Consider the following 20,465-nt stretch of genomic DNA (forward strand, 5'->3'; position numbering starts at 1 on the left):
ACCAAATGAAGATTACATCCAAAATGCGCATATGCATACCTATTATAGGCCTTATGTCCCTTTTGACCTTAGGTCAAGACCATATAGCAGCTCTTGATACCATATTCCTTAGCGAACAAGACCCTACAGGCCCAGGAAAAGTTGTGCTAGTTGCTAAAAATGGGAATATCATATATAAAAAAGCCACTGGCAAAGCCAACCTAGAGTTGGACATTAATATGGAAACTGATTTTGTGTTCCGGATAGGTTCCATTTCCAAACAATTTACAGCTTTCGCCATATTAAAATTGGCCGAAGAAGGGAGATTGTCCCTACAGGACGAGATTTCAAAATACATAAGCGATTATCCGGTCCATGGCCACACTATTACCTTAGAACACTTACTTACCCATACATCAGGGATAACGAATTACACCAATCTGCCAAAATTTGACGGTAATGCACGTAGAAAAGATTTAAGTCCAAAAGAACTAATCGATTTCTTTAAGGATGAGCCAATGGATTTTGTTCCTGGGGAAAAACATCAATACAGTAATTCCGGATATATTTTATTGGGGTATGTAATTGAACAAGTCTCGGGAATGGGATATGCTGAATATTTAAGGGAAAAATTTTTCGAACCTTTAAACATGCAAAACACATCCTATGACCTCACTCCCAAATTGGTCAACAACAGGATACCGGGATATCAATACAGGAGGGGGGGTTATGAAAATTCGGATTATTTAAGCATGACACTACCCTATGCGGCCGGTTCTCTTTTGTCCACAACGGAAGATCTGTTCATCTGGAACAAAGCAGTGATGAACGACCTCTTATTGAGCAAGGAGAGTAGGTATATGGCACATTCTGCTTATATGTTAAAAAGCGGAAATAAAGTTGATTATGGTCTCGGTTGGAGATTGGGCAATGTACAGGGAAAGCCATCTATAAACCATGGTGGGTTGGTCAACGGTTTTACCTCCTACGCCACATATCTTCCGGATGAGCAAATATTCGTTGTGGTCCTCTCAAACTGCGATTGTACCCAAAGTCTTAATGTTTTGGCCTCGAAAATGGCCGCAACGGTAATGGGTAGTCCATATAATTTTAAGAAAATTAAAATGTCACCAAAGAGATTAAGAGCTTTTCAAGGGATATACCGTTCGGAAAACGGAGAAGAACGCACAATACGCTATGAGGACGGAAGGTTGTTGCATTTTAATAAGGGAGGGCAAAAGTCCCAGCTCCAACCTTTGGAAAAAAACAAGTTTCAACTTAACGAAAGTCTTATCCGCCTTGAATTTGAAAAAGGACCAAGTGGAAAGGCACAAGGTTTCGTTATGAAAAGTTTGAACAGCCCTACAAACTGGCTCAAAACCAATGACAGGATAACGAGTTTTGAAAGTATTTCATTACCTCTCGATGTCCTGGACAGATATTTAGGTGAGTATCGTCTTTCTAAAGGAAGAATATTCAAAGTGGTAATGGAAGGCAAAAAACTATTTGGTCAGATGGGCGGAAACAGGGAAGAAATAATACCGTTAAACCGTGAGCGTTTCTTTGCAAAAAACATCGATGCCCTATTACTTTTTGATTTTGATGAAGAAGATACCGTAAAAGGGCTGACCATTGTCCAAGGTAAACCACGTAAAGCCCTTAAAATAAAATAAGCCCTCACACAAAAAATAGAACTATATGTTTCCCTATTTCAAACTTTCCAAAAACATTCAATTCCTATCACTGATATTACTTTTAGGGTATTTCATAAACTTGCAGCCCTGTACCGCACAACAAATTGCCAAGCAATCAATTGTTAAAACGGATTATTTAATTTATACACCTCCAGGTTACGATAGCAAAATTGATAAAAAATGGCCGTTGATGATAAACTTACACGGCTCAGACGCGAATGTTACCATAGAAACTTTACGAAGTGCCTTTCTCCCCAATCTTATAGCTTCTGGGAAAGACTTTCCCATGTTGATTGCAAATCCCATTTGCAATAAAAAAAGAGGGGGATGGAATATTGACATATTGAACAAAATGCTAGATGATATTCTGGATGACTTTTCAGTTGATGAGGACCGAATATATCTTACGGGTTACAGCATGGGCGGGTACGGCACCTGGGACTGGGTGTTCAATGATCCATAAAAATTTGCTGCCATATCACCAATAGCAGGTTGTGCCGACAAAACAGATTTAGAGCATGCATGGCAGATAAGAAATATTCCGATATGGATCATCCATGGGGCAAAAGACAAAACTATCGATGTAAATTGTAGTTATGAAGCCATTAAGTTCCTAAAAAGTAATGGCGGGAATCCGAAATTCTCCATTTATCCTGAAATAGGCCACAACCTAGAGGAAATTTGGGGCAAGACGTTGACCAACGATGAATGGTACGCATGGATGCTAGGACAAAACAGAAAAAATAATCTCCCCAAATACATTCAACCAAAAAGGAGCATTCTGGAAGAGTACCGTGGAAAGTACCTAATGGACGGAGATACCTTGACCATATCGATGGAAAATGAACATCTCCAAGTATCTCTGGGTAATGGGCGAACACGTAAAATGCTTGCAGAATCGAATACTGTCTTCTCTTTTGAAAAAAGTTCCTTTATTGGCCTAAGATTTGTTAAAAACGATGGTGTTGTAACCGGTTTCGAACTGCTGCCCCAGACGAAGAAAAAGGCAAGTAAGCTTAATAGGTAGTTTTAAATTCAGAGCTAAATGATCAAAAAAACATGCTTAATGGATTTTACCCATCTAATCGATTGCTCAATCTATAATCTGAGGTGCTTTTTTGCAACGGATGTCAAATGATACTATTTGCTATCAAATCAACAGTCAATAGAATTTGTAAAGTCGTTCCAAAATGTACAAAACCTAGAGTTTCTAAAGCTTCTATAACCCTGACTATATTTCAATGCGGATCATTGTCTGGAAGTGAGACAATCCTGCCGCGATCAACGCAAATTTTTACGGGTGCAGCATTGACATAAGGTCATCCTCTTGGCCAAAGGAGAAAAGTCCAGCTTTAAAACACTAAATAATAAAAGGAAACGTTTTTTTATTTAGAACCTACTTATTGCACTAAAATGAAAAAGCTACTTCCTCAAATTGGTACCCTTACCCTTCCATTTATAATTTGTTTGCTTTTATTCAACTTGGCCTGTTCAAAATCCGAGGAAGAACCGCATAACCCTTTAATTGACTTGGGAATGGACGATGCCGAGGTTGAGTCACGGCTCACTACCTCACTCGTTGGTGAATCTCCTGATGGTGATGGCAATCCGGAAAATCTATGTGGCAATGGCGAAATGCAATTGATGTCTGATGACCCATACTGCGGATATGTTGATGTTGGTGAATATGCGGTAAACCAAATCAACGAATATAGAGCCAAGCATGGATTACCGCCCTATGTTAGAGGTATTGAATACGAATTATGTGCAGCCCGAGAGGCTCGATTGGCAGCACAAAATGACACCTTTCATTGGAGTGATGGTTGTGATTGGAGATCCCAAGGCGCGGCAGGTGGCGGCAGAGGAGGTGATGATTCTGAAGGTACGGTGGAAAAATCAATCTGGTGGGTTCCAAAATTGTTTTACCAAGAAGGTCCTGAGGGAGGACATTACAAAGCCATGATGGAAAATAGAAGCAGACGGGTCGCTATTGGCTACTTTGCTATTGACAGAGATAGACATGGTGTTGTGGTCAACTACTATGATTAATTTTGACAAAGTCAAAGATAAGCTTGCAAAGAAAAGGGTTGCATATGCCAAGCCTGAACTCTAATTGGGTGTAAATAAGCAACCTCAAACAAATAAAAAAAACCTTGCAAAATCCATGATTTGCAAGGTTTCTTGTTTTTCGTCGGCTCTTGGCCTAAGCATTAAACTTGTAGCTTACTTGTCCACTTTCAGCAAACCCAGTATTTTATGAAAAACTTCAAAATTTGAATAAATCCCATTGAATTGCTCACTTCCTGGGCCATATGCAAAAATGGGTATCATTGTAGAGGTATGCCCCCCAGTTGAAAAGGTTCCCACCACTTGATCGTAGTTGTTTTTATCAGATGACAAAGCAAATCCTCCAGTTTCATGATCTGCCGTTACCACTACAAGGGTATTTCCATCCTTTTCCGCATAGTCAAGAATAACTCCCAAAGCCTTATCAAAATCCTGCATTTCCGTTATAATGTAATTTGCATCATTGGCATGCCCTCCCCAATCAATCTGTGACCCTTCAACCATCAAAAAGAAATTCTTCCCATCTTTTGAAAGGTAATCCATGGCCATTTTGCTGGCGTTGGGTAAAAAATCGCCTCGCCCCTCGGACATTTTAGGCATTCCTTCCTTTGCCAAAAGATAAGCCAACTTTTTATCCGAACGCTTGGATTCATCCAAGTTGTAGGAAACCTCAAATCCGCTTGTGCGCAAGCTGTCACTATAGTTTAGTCCATCTGGTCTTTCTTCGAAAAACCGTTTTCCGCCCCCAGCAAAAAAATCTATTTTGGACTGGTGCATCCAGCTGGCAATATCGTCTTCTTGATTGCGCCATTTAACGTGTGAAAAGTAGGAAGCTGGGGTTGCATGTGTTATAGAGCTTGTCGCCACCAATCCTGCGTTCCAATTTTCATCTGGTAATACTTCAACTATATTTTTAACGATAAGGGTATCACTATCCATCCCAATGGAACCATTATACGTTTTAACCCCACATGCATAGGCTGTTGCCCCTGCGGCCGAATCGGTAATACGATGACCGCTGGCATTGTTTCTAAGTAAACCTATGTGGTCAAAACGTTCAAAATTGGACTGATCTTGCCTGCCCAACTCATATAAAGAGGTAATTTGGGTAAGCCCCATGCCGTCCCCTATTACCATAATAACCTTGTTTGGACCTTGTTGTTCTTGTGCTTTTAATCCCAGAGATGTGAGTAACATAACCAGTGCCAGCGCTATCCCAAAACCAGAAGCCCGTATTATTTTTTGGATATTTTTTCCAATCATTGTGTTTCGTTTTTCAAAAAAGGTAATTAACTATTTATTATTGTTTTTAAAGCACTTAAAAGTAGTTGAATTTGATTTGGTGTTGCTGTTATGACCATCAGGAATTCAATAATTCCACAAAACAAAGGATATGTAACAAAAGGTGGCCAAAACCAAGGCCACCTTTTCCACAATTAACTCAAACTAACTCAAACTCAACTTGTGTATATCAATACCCTTGGTTTTGCTCCAAGAACCCTTCTATTCCTGAAGCAGCATCAATGGCGCTTTGTGGTATTGGGAATAGTCTTTTGTTGGCATCGTTATCCGTTTTATCTGTCCATGGATCTTCATATTTTCCAAAACGAATTTGGTCGCCTCTCCTAAAACCTTCCCAGTACAATTCAAAACCACGTTCCCTAAGGAGCATATCTGCGTCCAACGAACCCAATGCCTCGGGTGTCTGATCTGGACGGGCGGTTCTTGAAGTTCTTACTGTATTTACATCGGCCAGGGCACCAGCGGAATCGCCATTTCTAAGTTTGGCTTCGGCCCGCATTAAATAGATTTCGGCCAAACGCATGAGGACAAGATCCACACTGCTAAAATTATTTCCATTGGGTGAGGTACGGCTAAATTGGTACTTGGAAACGCGGTATCCCGTATTGTGCAAAGATCCCTCCGTGGTGAAATTTACATCCAAGACATGGTCTACATAGCCCACATCCCTATCAGGACCATTTCCTTTTCTTTGTTGGATAGGACCAATCCTTACACCGGTGTCACAGGTCAAGAAAGAACCGTCATCTCCTTTTCTAGGTCCCCACTGGATTCCCCTTAAAATACCCCGATCCATTTCAAATGCATTGGGATCGATGCAGTAGTAACTATTGTCCGTTTCCGTGGCCAATAAGGGTTCTCTTCCTTCCAAATCCAGCAGTTGGGCATCAGGCACCATATTGTTTCGCTGGTAGAACCTAGCATCGGCTTCAGCGGGATCAACAGCCCCGTAAGCATCCACCCAAGTTTGGTAAAAATCCACTGTTATTGCCGGTCCGTCCGTACCATCGGCACTTGGGAACTCGGGTCTTGGGAACATGGATCCGGCAATGGACCAATAGGCCCAACGGCTATGCTCTCTTCTTAACTGCCCTCTTTGGTCCAAAGCAAATATCAGCTCATTATTGCTATTGTTATCATCATTGAACAAATCAAAATACTCTGGAGATAAGCTAAATCCTCCCGAATTAATGATGTTGTCAGTATAGGTAATAACAGCATTCATGTCTTCCGTAGTGAAATTTGGAGTACCATACGGGTCGCGGTACACTGCAGCGTTCAGATGCAACCTTGCCAAAAAGCCCCAAACGGCGGATTGTGTAATTCTACCCGGACCTCTATTGGTGTTAATGAGATCCACAACGGACATAAGTTCCCCTTCAATGTAATCCACGGCTTCTTGGCCCCTAAGTACCTCTGACAATTCCGCGGAAGATTCTTTCCGGAGCACCAAGCCCCAGCTATCCAGTAGCAACATATTAAGATAACCTCTCAAGGCAATCATTTCATATAATGCCCCTTGGGCTTCGGAGTCGCCATTTTCTGCCAAAGGCCTTAAAACCTCAATGGCCGCCAGTGTTCTGGAAATGTTGGTTGTCAGCTCATTCCAACTATCCCCAACCAAATCGTTGGTTGGCGTGATGGCATGGGTATGGGTGGCTATGAACTTGCCTCCATCAAACCAATCCGTTCCTCCTCGAAAAGGTAAAACGGCCTCATCAGAAGCAATTAATTGAAGTCCATAATAATTGGTGTGCCTCCAAGTCCAGGAAACATATCCGTAAGCCGGCGCAATAGCACCACTTACTATTTCCGCTTGACCTCCAAATTCAGACTCATCAAGTCTTTCTTCTTCCAAATCGGTACAGTTCCAATTTAGCAGGGCGCTTAACGTAATAGCTATATATAATATTCTATTTTTCATCTTCTCAACAATTTTTTATTAAAATGACACATTTAAACCTAACAGCAACGTTCTGGGTGAAGGGTAGGTAAACCGATCTATTCCAAAGGTTTGAATCCCGTCCAACGTATTCCCTGAATTAAGTTCTGGATCAAAACCGGAATAATCCGTAATAACGAAGAGATTTTGGCCCGTTAACGTAAAGCGTATATCCTTTACCAGTTCATCAAGCCCCAGTTTTTCAGGGGCCAAGTTGTAACCCAATGTGGCGTTGTTCAATCTTAGGAAACTTCCATCTTCCAAATATCTAGTGGAAACTTCGTTGGAATTGCTAAGATCCTCATTGGGAAACTCAACAGCAAAGGCTGTTGTATTCAAATTTCTACTTAGCTGGCTGCTAGAAAAGATGGTCATGGCAGTATGGTTGTAAATCTTGTTACCCGATACGCCATTAAAGTTGAACCCTAGATCAAAGTTTTTATAATTAAAATTGAGATAAAATGCATAGATAATATCTGGCAATGCACTTCCAACAGCCAATCTATCATTATCCAATGATACGCCATCCCCGTTAATGTCCCTAAACTGGTTTAGCCCATCAGCTCCAATTCCAATAAAGTCCTTCATATAGAAGGTTCCTACAGGTTCACCATTGATATAACCATTGATGGTAGCCCCGGTTTGGCCGGCTCCTACAGCCCCACCCGTGGTCAACACTTCAAATGGAGAGTTTTCCACTTTGTTGTTGGTATACGAAATGTTACCTCCAACATTATAGGTGAAATCCTCGGTGAAACTGCCCCTGTAATCTAGGGAAAGTTCAATACCATTGTTGATTATTTCCATCTCTGGAATATTGGTCCAGATCTTTTCGGTAGGTTGAATGGGATCGGTACGGTTTGCAAAAAGTACCACATCAGTTACTACCTTGTTAAAGTAATCCAAGGTACCGGTAACCTTATTTCCGAAAAGTCCAAAGTCTAAACCAATGTTGGTTTGGGTAGAGACTTCCCATTTAAGGTCTGGGAATGCCGTACGAACAGGTACGGTTCCAAAAGGATAGTCATCCAGGGTAACTTCGTCGCCATCCAATGGATAGGTGTCGTTTTCCGTCCTGGAGTCCACAAAACTTGCCAAACTCACATTACTGGGAATCCCATCCTGATTTCCGGTTTGCCCCCAACTGGCCCGGAGTTTCAGATTATTGAAAACACCATTACCCTCCATAAAATCCTCACGGGTAATATTCCACCCCAGTGCTACGGAAGGAAAATACCCGTACTTATTGTTCTCACCAAATCTTGAAGATCCATCCGCACGCATAGTCGCTGTCAACAAATACTTATCCGCATAGGTATAATTCAATCGAACAAAGAAGGACTGCAACTCGGCCTTAAAGGCTACCGAATTCAGCGTTGTTGGAAAAATGTCTGTGCTGATTTGATCCTGATACCTTGGTTCTATACCATTATCCGCAAAACCTTCCAATCCGAAGCTCTTTTGTTCCAATTTGGTTTCTTGATAGGAGTGAGCTGCCAATACGGTAACATTGTGCTTATCATTGTTGTAGTTATAGGTCAATGTATTCTCTATCAAGGTATTGGTGTTAATGGTTGCCGAGGTTGTAAGAAAACCATTCTCCGAACCTTCCAACAAAACAAAAGGGGTCTGCTGCACATCCCGATTGGTAGACGAATAATCCACCCCGAGATTCAGTTTGTAGGTCAACCCCTTAATAATTTCGTAAGACGGGGCGATATTGGCCAAAATTCGGTTACTGTTAGCTCGATCCGTAAAAATTCGATTACGTAGAATAGGGTTTAAGCGTTCATCCAGAAAAGTGGGTTCTCCATTGGTAATAACCGGAATTGTAGGGTTCAATTCCAACATGTCCCTAACAATTGCCCTATCATCTGGGCGGTCGTTTACCGTCCTTGAGGCGGTTAGGTTGAAACCTACATTAAAACGTCCATCCAGGGATTTTTGGGTGAGGTTTACCCTCCCTGAGTATCTTGTTAAAGAACTGTTGTTCAAAGTACCTTCTTGATCATCCACCCCTGCGGATACAAAGTAGGAAGACTTGTCAGCTACCCCCCCGCTCATCGACAGGTTGATGTTTTTGGAAATCCCTGTCCGTGTCAACTCATCTTGCCAATCCGTATTGGCTCCTTGATCATCCAAGATACCCCCAACGGCAACAACCTGCTCCCTAAATTGATTGGCACTGAAAACGTCCATAGGGTTTGCGATAGTGGACATGGCAGTTGAGACTGAAAGATTGATTTCTGATTTGCCGCCTTCCCCTTTTTTGGTGGTAATAACAATCACCCCATTGGCAGCCCTTGCTCCGTAGATAGCTGCAGCAGAGGCATCTTTCAAGACATCAATAGACTCGATATCCTGTGGGTTGATAAAGTTTAGGGGATTGGCACCCGCGGCCACCCCAATTCCAGAATTGTCAATGATAAAGCCATCAACAACAAACAAAGGTGTCGTACCGGATCTCAAACTCCCAACACCTCTAATTATTATGTTCTGTGCTGCTCCTGGCTCCCCACTAACGCTAGTTACATTTACACCGGCCATTTTTCCTTGTAACAACTGCCCTGGATTGGCTACAACTCCCTTATTGAAGTTCTCGCTTTTAACTGAGGCAATGGCGCCCGTAATGTCCGACTTTCGTTGAACCCCGTAACCTACCACGACAATGTCATCCAATTGGGTGGCGTCCGGTGCCAACTGTATCCTAAGGGTGGATTGCCCTTGAACAGCAATATCCTTGGTGGCATATCCGATATAAGAAATTTGAAGAACTGCATCTTCCGCAACTTCAATAGAAAAATTCCCATCAAAATCGGATTGTACTCCATTAGTGGTTCCCTTCTCCAAAATATTGGCTCCAGGTAAAGGTTGTCCCGTTTCGTCCACTACTTGTCCGCTAACCGCAAATTGTATGGTCTTTTCTTCAACAGGAACCGGTACTTTCTCCTCCGGTTGGATAGTTTCTTCGACATCCTTTTTTCTTAATACGATTTGCTTCCCGTATACTTCAAAAATTACGTCCGTATCTTTCAAAAGTCTTTCCAAAATTGTGGAAACCTTTCTTTTATTGGCCTTGACACTGACCAATTTGGTATAGTTCACCTCTCTGACGTTATACAGAAATTTAAATTCCGTCATGGATTCTATTCTGTCCAATGCTTTTTCCAGACTAATACTTTCCACATTTAATGAAATCCTGGTCTTTTGCGCATAGGATTCATTGGCGTGGATTTGAAACAAAGCAACTATCAATAAAAAAGTAGTGAGTTTCATTTTGAGGTCGAATTTTAGTCTATAGGGAAGCGCGTTCCCTAGCTTGATTCGTTTTTTCATATTTTTATCAATGTATTGTGTGGTTAATTAATTTAATCACCTTTCCAATCGGGGAATGCTGGCCCATTTCCCGGTTTTTTGTTTTTATAAGTGTGATTAGGGTTAACTTGTTTGGTATTGTGTTGTTCGTTCTACCGGTGGTTTAATTCATAGGCGTTTAGTTTGAGTTGATTACTAGTTGTTTGATTTCGTTGTATTGATAATGTATCGGATATGTCTTGCTGAACGTTGCCAGTACTTCTTCTATGGTTTCAATGTCAAAACTGGCAGTAAACACTTCATTGTCCAACAGCTGATTGTTATTTATGATTTCCACATCGTAATGGCGTTCCAATTTTTTGACAATGTTTTTAAATGGAGTATGACGAAAAACTATTTTGCCATTGATCCAGGCCGTGTGCAGCGAAATGTCGGCCTCATCAATCGTAACCTGCCCATTGCTTTTTTCCAACGAAGCCTTGAAACCTGGTTCCAACCGGGTATTGGTCTTCATATCTTGGTCTTCATCCGTAGGTGAAATTTGAACGGAACCTTCTACCAAAACCGTATTGACCATCGCATCTTCTGGATAAGATGAAACATTGAATTTGGTACCTAGGACCGTAATATCCATCTGGTCCGCATTCACCACAAATTGATGCTCTACGTCATGGGCTACATCAAAAAAAGCTTCCCCGATCAAAAAAACCTCCCTGTGAATATCTTTAAGGAATTTGACTGGGTATTTTATGGAGCTCCCTGCATTCAACGTGACCTTGGTTCCGTCAGAAAGTTGCAAGTCAAAGGTCTTTCCATAGGGAACGGTAAGTGTATTGTAAACCAGCTCTTCCAATACAGGAGCGTTGTCGTATACTAGCTTGGATCCAGACTGTGCGCCCACTATATTTCCTTGTTTGTCCAGGACTTGTGCCGTCCCATTTTCGGAAATGACCATGATTTTGTCATCCGCTGTTTGGAGTGTTATTGCATTCTCGGGAATCGGAACGGGTTCTTGGTCATCCAAGTTGGCGGTGTACAAAATATAGCCGGTCCCGAACACCAAAATGATGGAAGCTGCATATTTCAATAATGATCTCAGTCCTTGAATCCTTTTAATCTGTTGAGCCTTTTTGCTGAATGCTTCGTATTCTCTCCCAACCTCAACCGTATCAGTGGTTTGATTAAAAGTAGCCGCTATAAATTGGGATTTGAGCAGGTTGTACTTTTTTGCATTCAGATCGGAGGAAATTATCCAATCTTCAACTTGCTTGGCTTCTTCAGTTGAAGCATCTCCCTTGATGTATTTTAGAATTTCTTCGGTGCTCATAAAAATCGCCTATATATTAAAGACGATTCAACCGTGAAGCATACCTAGTCTATTTGAGAAGAATTATGAAAATAAGGGACAAAAATTCCCTTAAATGAAGCCTCATATGCCTTAAGGCATTGGCAATGTGATTGTCCACGGTTCGTTTCGAAATGCCCATCAATTTGGCTATCTCGTGGTGTTTTAAGCCTTCCATTCTACTTTTTACGAAGACTTTTTTACATTTTTCGGGAAGTAAATCCAACCCTTGGATTATTTTTCGCTCCAATTCATTTTTCAAGAGTAGGGATGCTGCTTCATCCTTCAAAAACTGGTATTGGATCATTCTTTTTTTATGCTGACGCAAGTCAATATAATTGTTCTTGATTTTTTGATGTTTCAAATGATCCAAGCAGGCATTTTTGGTCATCGCATAAAGATACCCGTTCAAGTTGGTGGACACTTCCAGCTTTAATCTATACTCCCAAATCTTCAGAAAAGTATTTTGGACCACTCCCTCAGCATCCTCATGACTATCCAAGTACCCCTTGGCAATGTGAAAGAGCTTGTCGTAGTATAACCGAAACAAAGTTTCAAAAGCCCTATTGTCCCCCTTCCTTAGAAGAAGGATAAAAGAATTTGCATTGATATTTATGCTGCGACTTTCCAAAAAACCAGTTTGTTCCAGTTCTATATTGTTTCAACAAATCAGTTGTTAAACCAGTCTCTGATTTAGCCTGATTGAGCTGTAAAACTACCTTTCCAATTACTACTTTAAGTAACCAAAAAGTTATCTGTTCGGACTTAATATTACTATACCATCAATTACATCTTATCAAAGTTCCATTTTCATATCATTGAACTTTTACTGCACTATCTCTTTTTACATTGCCTCCCTAAAAACAACTATATTATTTTATTTCTTCCAGTTTCACAGGTCTATTTTCTTGCAACGACTTTTTAGCTGCCAGACCAATCTTCAAGGATAATAATCCGTCCTCTCCCCCAACGGGGATATCGCAATCGCCAGTAAGGGTATCCACAAAACTTTGCATTTCCGTTTTATAGGCTTGCGCGTAGCGCTCCAAGAAAAAATGTAGGGGCAATGCGCCGTGAATCCCATCCTTGTTGTACAACCTATGGTTGTTCAGTAAATTATTGTTGCCCTGTACCATTCCTTCAGAACCAAAAACTTCCACTCGTTGGTCATAGCCATATGCCGCTTCCCTGCTGTTGTCAATGACCGCCATGGTACCATCCACGTAGGTAAGCGTCACAATAGCGGTGTCAATGTCTCCTGCTTTTCCAATGGCTTCATCCACCAGTACAGCTCCCTTAGCGTAAACCTCATTCACTTCTTTTCCTACAACAAAGCGAGCCATATCAAAATCGTGAATGGTCATATCCAAAAAAAGTCCTCCAGATTGCTCTATATAGGATACCGGGGGAGCCCCGGGATCGCGGCTCGTTATTTTAACCAAATGTGGTTCTCCCACCTGACCGCTCTTGACAGCGTCCTTCACTTTTGTAAATTCTGGATCAAACCTTCGGTTAAATCCAATCATAAGGTTAATCTTCGTCTTTTCCACAATTTCCAAGACCTCCACAACACGCTTCAGGTTCAAATCCAAAGGTTTTTCACAAAAAACATGTTTCCCAGCAATAGCGGCCTTCTCCACATAATCTGCATGGGTATCGGTGGGGGTGCATATGATGATGGCATCCACTTCTGGGTACCCCAACAAATCTTCATAAGTAGCTACCGTTGGAATGCCTAAATCTTTGGCATATTGCATCGATTTTTGTTGCGGATCCGTAACCGCAACAACCTTCACATTATCCATGTGCAGCAAGTTGTCCAAATGTATCTTACCGATACGACCCAGTCCAGCGACTGCAAATCTCAATTTCTCCATTATAAACCCAATGTTTTTATATAATCCCTATTGGCCTGCGCACAGGCTTTTGGATGTCCCATTCCGGGAAGGATATCCTGCTCCACAACAATCCAATCGGAATACCCTATTTCATTTAAATGATCTACTATCTCCTTAAAATCAACCGCTCCATCGCCAAGCTTACAGAAAACTCCCCTTTTTATGGCATCGAAATAATCCCCTTGTCTTTCCCTTGATAATTGGGCTATTTCGGGATTAAAATCCTTGAAATGTACATGCCAGATTCGGTTGGCGTACTTCTTCAACGCTTCCATGGGGTTTCCACCGCCAAAAGCGTAATGTCCCATGTCCAGACATAGACCCAACAGTTCAGGATCCGTCATGGCCATGAGTATATCTATTTCTTCCGGAGTTTCTATATAGCCTGCACAATGATGATGGAAAACGGTACGTATCCCAAAAGTATCCTTCACTATTTTGGCAATATTATTGGCTCCTTGGGCATAGTGTTCCCATTGTTCCTCCGTAAGCCCCATTTGCGGGGAGATTCTTCCCGCATTTTTAGTGCGCTCAGGTACGGTTCCATTGTCATCCGATAAAACGATGAACGCATTTTTATAACCCGCCTGATACATGAGTTCGGCAGTTTTTAAGGCCGTTGTTATCCCTTGCTCATGTCTGGTTGGATCCGCCAAAGCCACGGGTACAAAAGCACCCAACAATTGCAATCCACGCTTGTCCACTTCTTGTCGCAACAAACTTGGGGTGGTTGGCATATAGCCCCAATCCCCCAGTTCGGTTCCTACATAACCGGTCTCCTTGATTTCATCCAAAACCTGTTCAAAACCAATCTCTTCGGATTTTTCTTCCAAATCGAATTCCAAGGCGCCCCATGAGCACGGAGCATTTGCAATCTTGATCATTCTTAACGGTTTTAAAATTTACGACTCCAGTTCTTCGGCCAGCGTTCTATGACCACCTTGGTCTGTGTAAAGAACTCAATGGCATGTCTACCCTGTCCGTGCAGGTCTCCAAAGAAAGATTCCTTCCACCCAGAAAATGGGAATTGTGCTACCGGGGCGGCAACGCCAATGTTGACGCCAACATTCCCAGCCATCACTTCGCTCCTAAATTTTCGAGCCGCAAGTCCATCCCTGGTGAAAATACAGGCCATATTTCCATACCGACCTTGGTTAATAAAATCAATGGTTTGGTCCAGCTCATTAAAATTCACCAAGCTCATTACGGGACCAAATATTTCTGTATTTATTATCTCTCCTTGCAAAGGCACCCCTTCCAAGATGGTTGGAGCTACGAAATTCCCTTTTTCATATCCTGATATCTTGGCATTCCTGCCATCCAACAAAAGGTTCCCTCCTTCATCCTTTCCCTTTTGAATCAAACCTTCAATCCTTTGTTTGCTCTCCGGAGTAATTACAGGGCCCATTTCTACTCCTGACTCCAATCCATAGCCCACATTTCTTGATTTGGCCGCCTCTACCAAAGCTTCGGTAAATTGTCTTTTGTTATCCCCCGTTGGAATGATCACGGAGGCTGCCAAACAGCGCTGACCCGCACATCCATATACCGAATCAATGATGATTTGCGTGGTCATATCCACATCGGCATCTGGCATGATCACCACTGGATTTTTAGCCCCGCCTTGAGCTTGCACCCGCTTGCCGTATTTGGTTCCTTCGGAATAGATGTATTTGGCCACGTTTGTAGACCCCACAAAGCTTATAGCCTTGACCTTGGGATGCTGTAACATGGCATCCACGGCATCTTTACCGCCATGCACCAAGCTTAATAATCCCTTGGGCAAATCCAATTTTTCATCGATGAGCTCAAAGACATATTGCATGGTCATCGGCACCTTTTCGGAAGGTTTGATGACAAAGGCATTTCCAGTAGCTATGGCATAGGGTAAAAACCAGAAAGGAATCATCCCCGGAAAGTTGAAGGGCGTAATACAACCACAAACTCCCAATGGCTGTCTGATCATAAATTCATCAATACCGTTGGCGATGTTTTCCGAAAACTCGGATTGTGCCATCACATAGGTTCCACAAGCAACCTCCACATTTTCAATGGCCCGTTGCAATTCCCCCAAAGATTCCGCATAGGTCTTTCCACATTCCTTGGTAATCAATTTGGCAATTTCCTCACTATGGTCTTCCAAAAGGGTCTTTAGTTTGAAAAGCGGTTGTACCCTCTTCATGGTTGGGACCTCCTTCCATTCCAAATAAGCTTGGTGCGCCTTTTCTATGGCATTTTGCATGTCTTGGGCAGTATCCTTACCAAAAGGTACGGTTGCCAGGACTTCCTGATTGGCAGGATTCAACACATCAATGGTCTGTTTTGATACGCTTTCGGTCCAAACGCCGTCTATATAATTTTTTAAAGTGTTCATTGTAAAACTTAAATACGATTTGTTTTAATTGTCATTTTTTTGAATCAACTGTTGCCAAGTAGGATATAAATCAACACGGTTACGGCACATAAAGCAATGGACATGGGTTTGGTGTATTTCCAAGTAGCCAGATCCACGGCACCTACATCGGTTACTTCGTACATATTCTTTCGGGGACTGTAATAGGAAATGGCATACATGATAATCACATTCAACACAAATTCAATTCCCCAGAGATGTATAAAGTGAATGCCATGGGAGGTGTATCCCCAAGACATGAAAATGTAAAAGAACAGGCCAAAAATCAGCGCTACCTTGGCCCCCAAAGCGGATACCTTTTTCATAAAGAAACCTGCCAATAAAATGGAAGCGATTGGGATAAAGAAAATCCCATTCAGTTGCTGCAACAATTGGTAAAGTCCATCCGAGGCATTGGCCACCATAGGGGCAGTAAAAATGGCTGCAATGGCCAAAACGGCGGATGTTATCTTTCCTACCCGAACCATGTTGGTATCCGAGGCTTTTTTATCGATATGTCTTTTATAGATTCCAACACTGAACAGGGTGGCAATAGAGTTCAACACCGAATTGAAGGTGCTCAATACTGCTCCCATGATCACTGCAGCAAAGAACCCGATCATCCATACCGGAAGCACTTTTTTTACCAATTCTGGGTATACCGCATCTTGATTATCAAAGAAGGAATCCTGGAAATAATAGTAGCAAATGACCCCCGGAAGAATAATCACCAGCGGAATCAATATTTTAAAAAGTCCAGTTAATAACAGTCCTTTTTGGGCTTCTTTCAAGTTTTTGGCCCCCAAGGCACGTTGGATAATGGTCTGGTTCATTCCCCAGAAATACAGCTGGTTGATGATCAATCCCGTAAAAAGCACTTCAAAAGGCATTACGGAATCTGCCTCTCCGATCACATTGAACTTTTCTGGTGCAAATTCGTATACCTTCACCAATCCATCCACAATATTGCTATCCCCTATGGCCCAAAGGGCAAAAATGGGAATCAACATGCCTCCTACCAATAATCCAATTCCGTTGATGGTGTCCGAATACGCTACTGCTTTCAATCCGCCAAAAATGGCATAAATGGAACCTATAGCCCCTATCGCAACTACCGTAATCCATAATCCTTTGGTTTTGGTAACTCCAAGAACATCCGAAATTCCAAACAGACTTTCAATCCCGATAGCACCTGAGTACAACACAATGGGCAACAGGGTCACCACCATGGACAGGATCAGGATCAATGCCACCAAGGTTCGTGTGGTACCATCAAAGCGATTTTCCAAAAACTGGGGGATTGTGGTCAAACCCATTTTTAGATATTTGGGGATAAAAATCACCGCCGCTATGACCAAGGCTATGGAGGACGTCACTTCCCAGGCAATAACAATGAAACCATTGACATAGGAATTCCCGTTCATCCCAATTAGATGTTCAGATGAAATGTTGGTCAACAACATGGATCCCGCGATGACCACGCCAGTTAAGCTTCTTCCTCCCAGAAAATACCCTGTTGAGGAGTTTAAATTGGTCTTTCTAAGATTGTACCAAGTAAAAAAGGCAACTCCTCCTGTAAAAAGCAGGAAGGAAAGAAGCGTAATGGCTAGATTGGCATCCATAGGGTTGGTTGTTGGTGGTTATTAGAGGTAATACTTTTGCGTCTTTTGATTTTCCCCATAGGTCTTTAAAGACTCTTTGACCGCCTGCTTTTCCGACACCTGTGCAATAGGCACATCCCACCATGCAAATCCAGGAACGGCCTTTTTACGGTCCACTTCAATATAGATGAAGGTGGTTCGTTCTATGGTCTTGGCTTCTTCCAGAGCTGCCCTTAACTCACTTACATTTGCGACTGTGATAACATGGGCTCCCATACTGGCGGCATTTGCTGGGTAGTCCACAGGTAACACATCGCCATCCAGTTGTTGGGTTTGTTCGTTTCGATATCGGTAATAGGTACCAAAACCTTCGCTGCCAACGGAGTTGGACAAGCCTCCTATGCTAGAATAGCCATCGTTGTTCAGCATTACAATGGTCAGTTTTTGCTTTTCCTGGACAGCGGTCACTATTTCCTGGGCCATCATCAGATAGCTACCATCCCCTACCATGATATAGACTTCTCCATCAGGATTGGCCATTTTAGCACCCAAACCTCCAGCAATTTCATAGCCCATGCAGGAATAACCGTATTCCAGATGAAAACCTTTCGGGTGTGATGTCCTCCATAACTTATGCAAGTCGCCCGGTAAGCTTCCGGCCGCACATAGGACTATATCTTTATCCGTGGCCACATCATTTACTGCCCCTATGACTTCTCCTTGAAAGGCAGGGGATTCATTTTTCTCTGTATAAATTTCCGCAACAAAATCATCCCAACTTTTATTGAATTTTTCCACCTTATTGGCATAAGCAGAATCCACTTTAAAATCAGAAAGCGCCTTATCCAAAGCTTCCAACACGGACTTTGCATCTCCCGTCAGCGGAATGGCTCCATGCTTGAAGGAATCAAACTCGGTTATATTGATATTGATAAACTGAACATTGGGATTTTGAAATGCCGATTTTGAAATAGTGGTAAAATCACTATATCTGGTTCCTATTCCGATAACTACATCGGCTTCTTTTGCAATTTCATTGGCTCCTGGGGTTCCTGTAACTCCCATAGCTCCCAAATTTTGAGGCTCATCATAAGTCAAAGAACCCTTTCCTCCATAGGTTTCTGCCACCGGGATTCCGGTTCGGTTTACAAAACTTTTTAGTGCTGTAGTTGCGCCACTATAAATAGTGCCTCCTCCTGCTATGATCATAGGGCGCTTGCTTTCGCGAATGTATTGTATGGCCTTCTTTAATAGTGAAGTATCCGGCATGGGTCTACCAATATGCCACACCTTTTTCTCAAACATAACCTCTGGAAAATCGAAGGCCTCTGCCTGCACATCTTGCGGAATACATAGTGTCACTGTTCCTGTTTCCGCAGGTGAAGTAAGTACACGCATAACCTCCGGAAGGGCAGTAATCAATTGTTCCGGTCTACTGATGCGGTCCCAATATTTGGAAATGGGCTTAAAACAATCGTTTACCGAAATGTCCTGGGTTTGCGAGGATTCCAATTGCTGTAGCACCGGAGCTACTTGTCTGGTTGCAAAAATATCTCCTGGAATCAGTAAAACGGGAATTCTATTGATGGTTGCACCTGCGGCTGCCGTCAACATATTGGTGGCTCCAGGACCAATTGAGGTGGTGCAGACTAAGGTTTGAAGCCGATTTTTGACTTTGGCATAGGCCGCAGCGGTATGCACCATGGCCTGCTCATTTCGAGCCACATAAAAGGGGAAATCCAGATTTTGGTGCAATGCCTGTCCCATTCCAGCAACGTTTCCATGGCCAAAGATGCCCAGACAGCCTGCAAAAAATTTATTTTGCACTCCATCCCTTTCCACATATTGGTTCTTCAGATATTCGATGGTAGCTTGGGCTACCGTAAGCCTTTTAGTTTTCATACTTTCCATATTAAAACCCTCCTTTTTCCTCAATAAACTTTAGGGATTCCTCCAAAGTGGGCATAAAATTGGCGCAGCCATTTTTGGTTACCACTTGGGCTCCACTGGCGTTACCCATTCGACAAGCCTTGTACAGATCCCATCCCTGTAAGATTCCGTACAAGAACCCTCCGGCAAAAGCATCACCGGCACCAAGCACATTTAAGACCTCCACGGGAAACCCGGGGACATCGGTTCTATTTCCATCCATACTATAAATACTGGCACCCACTTCCCCTCTTTTAACAATGAGGGTTTCAATTCCGGAAGCCAACAGACGATTGATGGAAACATCGATATCACCTTTAATCTCCGGGGCTGATATTTGCTGGTCTTTAATGGTCACTTGCGAAGCATCATCCATGGTTGCGGCCAATATTTCCTCTTCGGTTCCAATGGCAATCTTCACTCTGGGAAGAATGGCCCTTACCGTTAATCCAAAAGCTCGGTAATCGTGCCACTGGTCTGCCCTAAAATCCAAGTCCAAAACCACATCCACATGGTTTTTATTCGCAATTTCTGTGGCAAAAAAGGTTGCACTTCTACTGGGCTCAATATTTAAAGCTGTACCATTGATCAACAGGATTCGGTAATCTGGAATATTGGCCTTTTGCACGTCATCAATATCCACTTGGCTATCCGCCGCATTGTCCCGATAATACACCAATGGGAATTTATCCGGTGGCTCTATCCCCAGAACTACTGCACTACTTCGGGTTCCGTTTTTGACAGGAATGCACTCAGTGTTCACCTTTTCCCGCTTTAAAAAATCCAGAATAAATTCCCCTACTTTATCATTTCCCACGGCGGTGAGCAAACTGGCATTGACCCCTAGTCTTGCGCAAGCCACAGCAATATTCAAGGGAGATCCACCCACAAAAGCGTCAAAACCCTGAATATCATTGAACGGGGTACCAATATTTTGGGAGTACAGATCAATGGATGATCGGCCAAATGTGATTACATCAAGTTTTTTATTGGACATGGGA

The 20,465-nt window shown here is 42.5% G+C and carries 15 protein-coding genes; 4 read left to right on the forward strand and 11 right to left on the reverse strand.

The window, feature by feature from the left end:
• Positions 1 to 5 precede the first annotated feature (5 nt).
• The 4 genes from FGG15_RS07370 to FGG15_RS07385 all read left to right on the forward strand — a co-directional run bounded on the left by FGG15_RS07370 (position 6) and on the right by FGG15_RS07385 (position 3,722).
• Complete coding sequence (locus tag FGG15_RS07370) at positions 6 to 1,652, forward strand: serine hydrolase domain-containing protein (RefSeq protein WP_138834761.1); 1,647 nt, start codon at positions 6 to 8, stop codon at positions 1,650 to 1,652.
• A 25-nt stretch (positions 1,653 to 1,677) separates the two neighbouring features.
• Complete coding sequence (locus tag FGG15_RS20285; protein WP_237561770.1) at positions 1,678 to 2,136, forward strand: hypothetical protein; 459 nt, start codon at positions 1,678 to 1,680, stop codon at positions 2,134 to 2,136.
• Between the two features lie 231 nt (positions 2,137 to 2,367).
• Positions 2,368 to 2,700, forward strand: coding sequence for a hypothetical protein (locus tag FGG15_RS07380; protein WP_138834766.1), 333 nt, complete (start codon positions 2,368 to 2,370; stop codon positions 2,698 to 2,700).
• A 386-nt stretch (positions 2,701 to 3,086) separates the two neighbouring features.
• Positions 3,087 to 3,722 carry a CAP domain-containing protein gene (locus FGG15_RS07385; protein WP_138834768.1) on the forward strand — a complete coding sequence of 212 codons (636 nt, stop codon included), beginning with the start codon at positions 3,087 to 3,089 and terminating at the stop codon, positions 3,720 to 3,722.
• A gap of 174 nt (positions 3,723 to 3,896) precedes the next feature.
• Here FGG15_RS07385 and FGG15_RS07390 read toward each other — a convergent pair whose 3' ends face one another.
• The 11 genes from FGG15_RS07390 to iolC form a co-directional block, all read right to left on the reverse strand.
• Positions 3,897 to 5,003, reverse strand: a complete 1,107-nt coding sequence (locus FGG15_RS07390) for an alkaline phosphatase (RefSeq protein ID WP_138834770.1) — start codon at positions 5,001 to 5,003, stop codon at positions 3,897 to 3,899.
• A 208-nt stretch (positions 5,004 to 5,211) separates the two neighbouring features.
• Positions 5,212 to 6,966, reverse strand: a complete 1,755-nt coding sequence (locus FGG15_RS07395; RefSeq protein ID WP_138834772.1) for a RagB/SusD family nutrient uptake outer membrane protein — start codon at positions 6,964 to 6,966, stop codon at positions 5,212 to 5,214.
• 18 nt (positions 6,967 to 6,984) lie between these two features.
• A complete protein-coding gene (locus FGG15_RS07400; RefSeq protein ID WP_237561771.1) occupies positions 6,985 to 10,320 on the reverse strand; it encodes a SusC/RagA family TonB-linked outer membrane protein in 3,336 nt (1,111 codons plus the stop codon).
• A 157-nt stretch (positions 10,321 to 10,477) separates the two neighbouring features.
• Positions 10,478 to 11,626, reverse strand: coding sequence for a FecR family protein (locus tag FGG15_RS07405; RefSeq protein ID WP_138834774.1), 1,149 nt, complete (start codon positions 11,624 to 11,626; stop codon positions 10,478 to 10,480).
• Positions 11,627 to 11,675: 49 nt separating this feature from the next.
• The gene (locus FGG15_RS07410) at positions 11,676 to 12,275 is read right to left on the reverse strand and encodes an RNA polymerase sigma-70 factor (RefSeq protein ID WP_161991933.1); all 600 of its coding nucleotides are present in this window, start codon (positions 12,273 to 12,275) and stop codon (positions 11,676 to 11,678) included.
• Positions 12,276 to 12,516: 241 nt separating this feature from the next.
• The gene (gene iolG / locus FGG15_RS07415; RefSeq protein WP_138834778.1) at positions 12,517 to 13,521 is read right to left on the reverse strand and encodes an inositol 2-dehydrogenase; all 1,005 of its coding nucleotides are present in this window, start codon (positions 13,519 to 13,521) and stop codon (positions 12,517 to 12,519) included.
• The gene (locus FGG15_RS07420; RefSeq protein ID WP_138834780.1) at positions 13,521 to 14,426 is read right to left on the reverse strand and encodes a TIM barrel protein; all 906 of its coding nucleotides are present in this window, start codon (positions 14,424 to 14,426) and stop codon (positions 13,521 to 13,523) included. The genes iolG and FGG15_RS07420 overlap by 1 nt, the downstream gene beginning before the upstream one ends.
• Before the next feature lie 11 nt (positions 14,427 to 14,437).
• Positions 14,438 to 15,916: a CoA-acylating methylmalonate-semialdehyde dehydrogenase gene (locus FGG15_RS07425; RefSeq protein ID WP_138834782.1), complete on the reverse strand. Its 1,479-nt coding sequence runs from the start codon at positions 15,914 to 15,916 to the stop codon at positions 14,438 to 14,440.
• Positions 15,917 to 15,960: 44 nt separating this feature from the next.
• On the reverse strand, positions 15,961 to 17,556 hold the full coding sequence (locus FGG15_RS07430) for a solute:sodium symporter family transporter (protein WP_138834784.1): 1,596 nt from the start codon (positions 17,554 to 17,556) through the stop codon (positions 15,961 to 15,963).
• A gap of 21 nt (positions 17,557 to 17,577) precedes the next feature.
• A complete protein-coding gene (gene iolD, locus FGG15_RS07435) occupies positions 17,578 to 19,437 on the reverse strand; it encodes a 3D-(3,5/4)-trihydroxycyclohexane-1,2-dione acylhydrolase (decyclizing) (protein WP_138834786.1) in 1,860 nt (619 codons plus the stop codon).
• Between the two features lie 10 nt (positions 19,438 to 19,447).
• A complete protein-coding gene (iolC, locus tag FGG15_RS07440) occupies positions 19,448 to 20,461 on the reverse strand; it encodes a 5-dehydro-2-deoxygluconokinase (protein WP_138834787.1) in 1,014 nt (337 codons plus the stop codon).
• Between the last annotated feature and the right edge of the window lie 4 nt (positions 20,462 to 20,465).

Origin of the sequence: Flagellimonas algicola (assembly GCF_005937185.1) — a bacterium.
GTDB classification, from domain to species: Bacteria; Bacteroidota; Bacteroidia; order Flavobacteriales; family Flavobacteriaceae; genus Flagellimonas; species Flagellimonas algicola.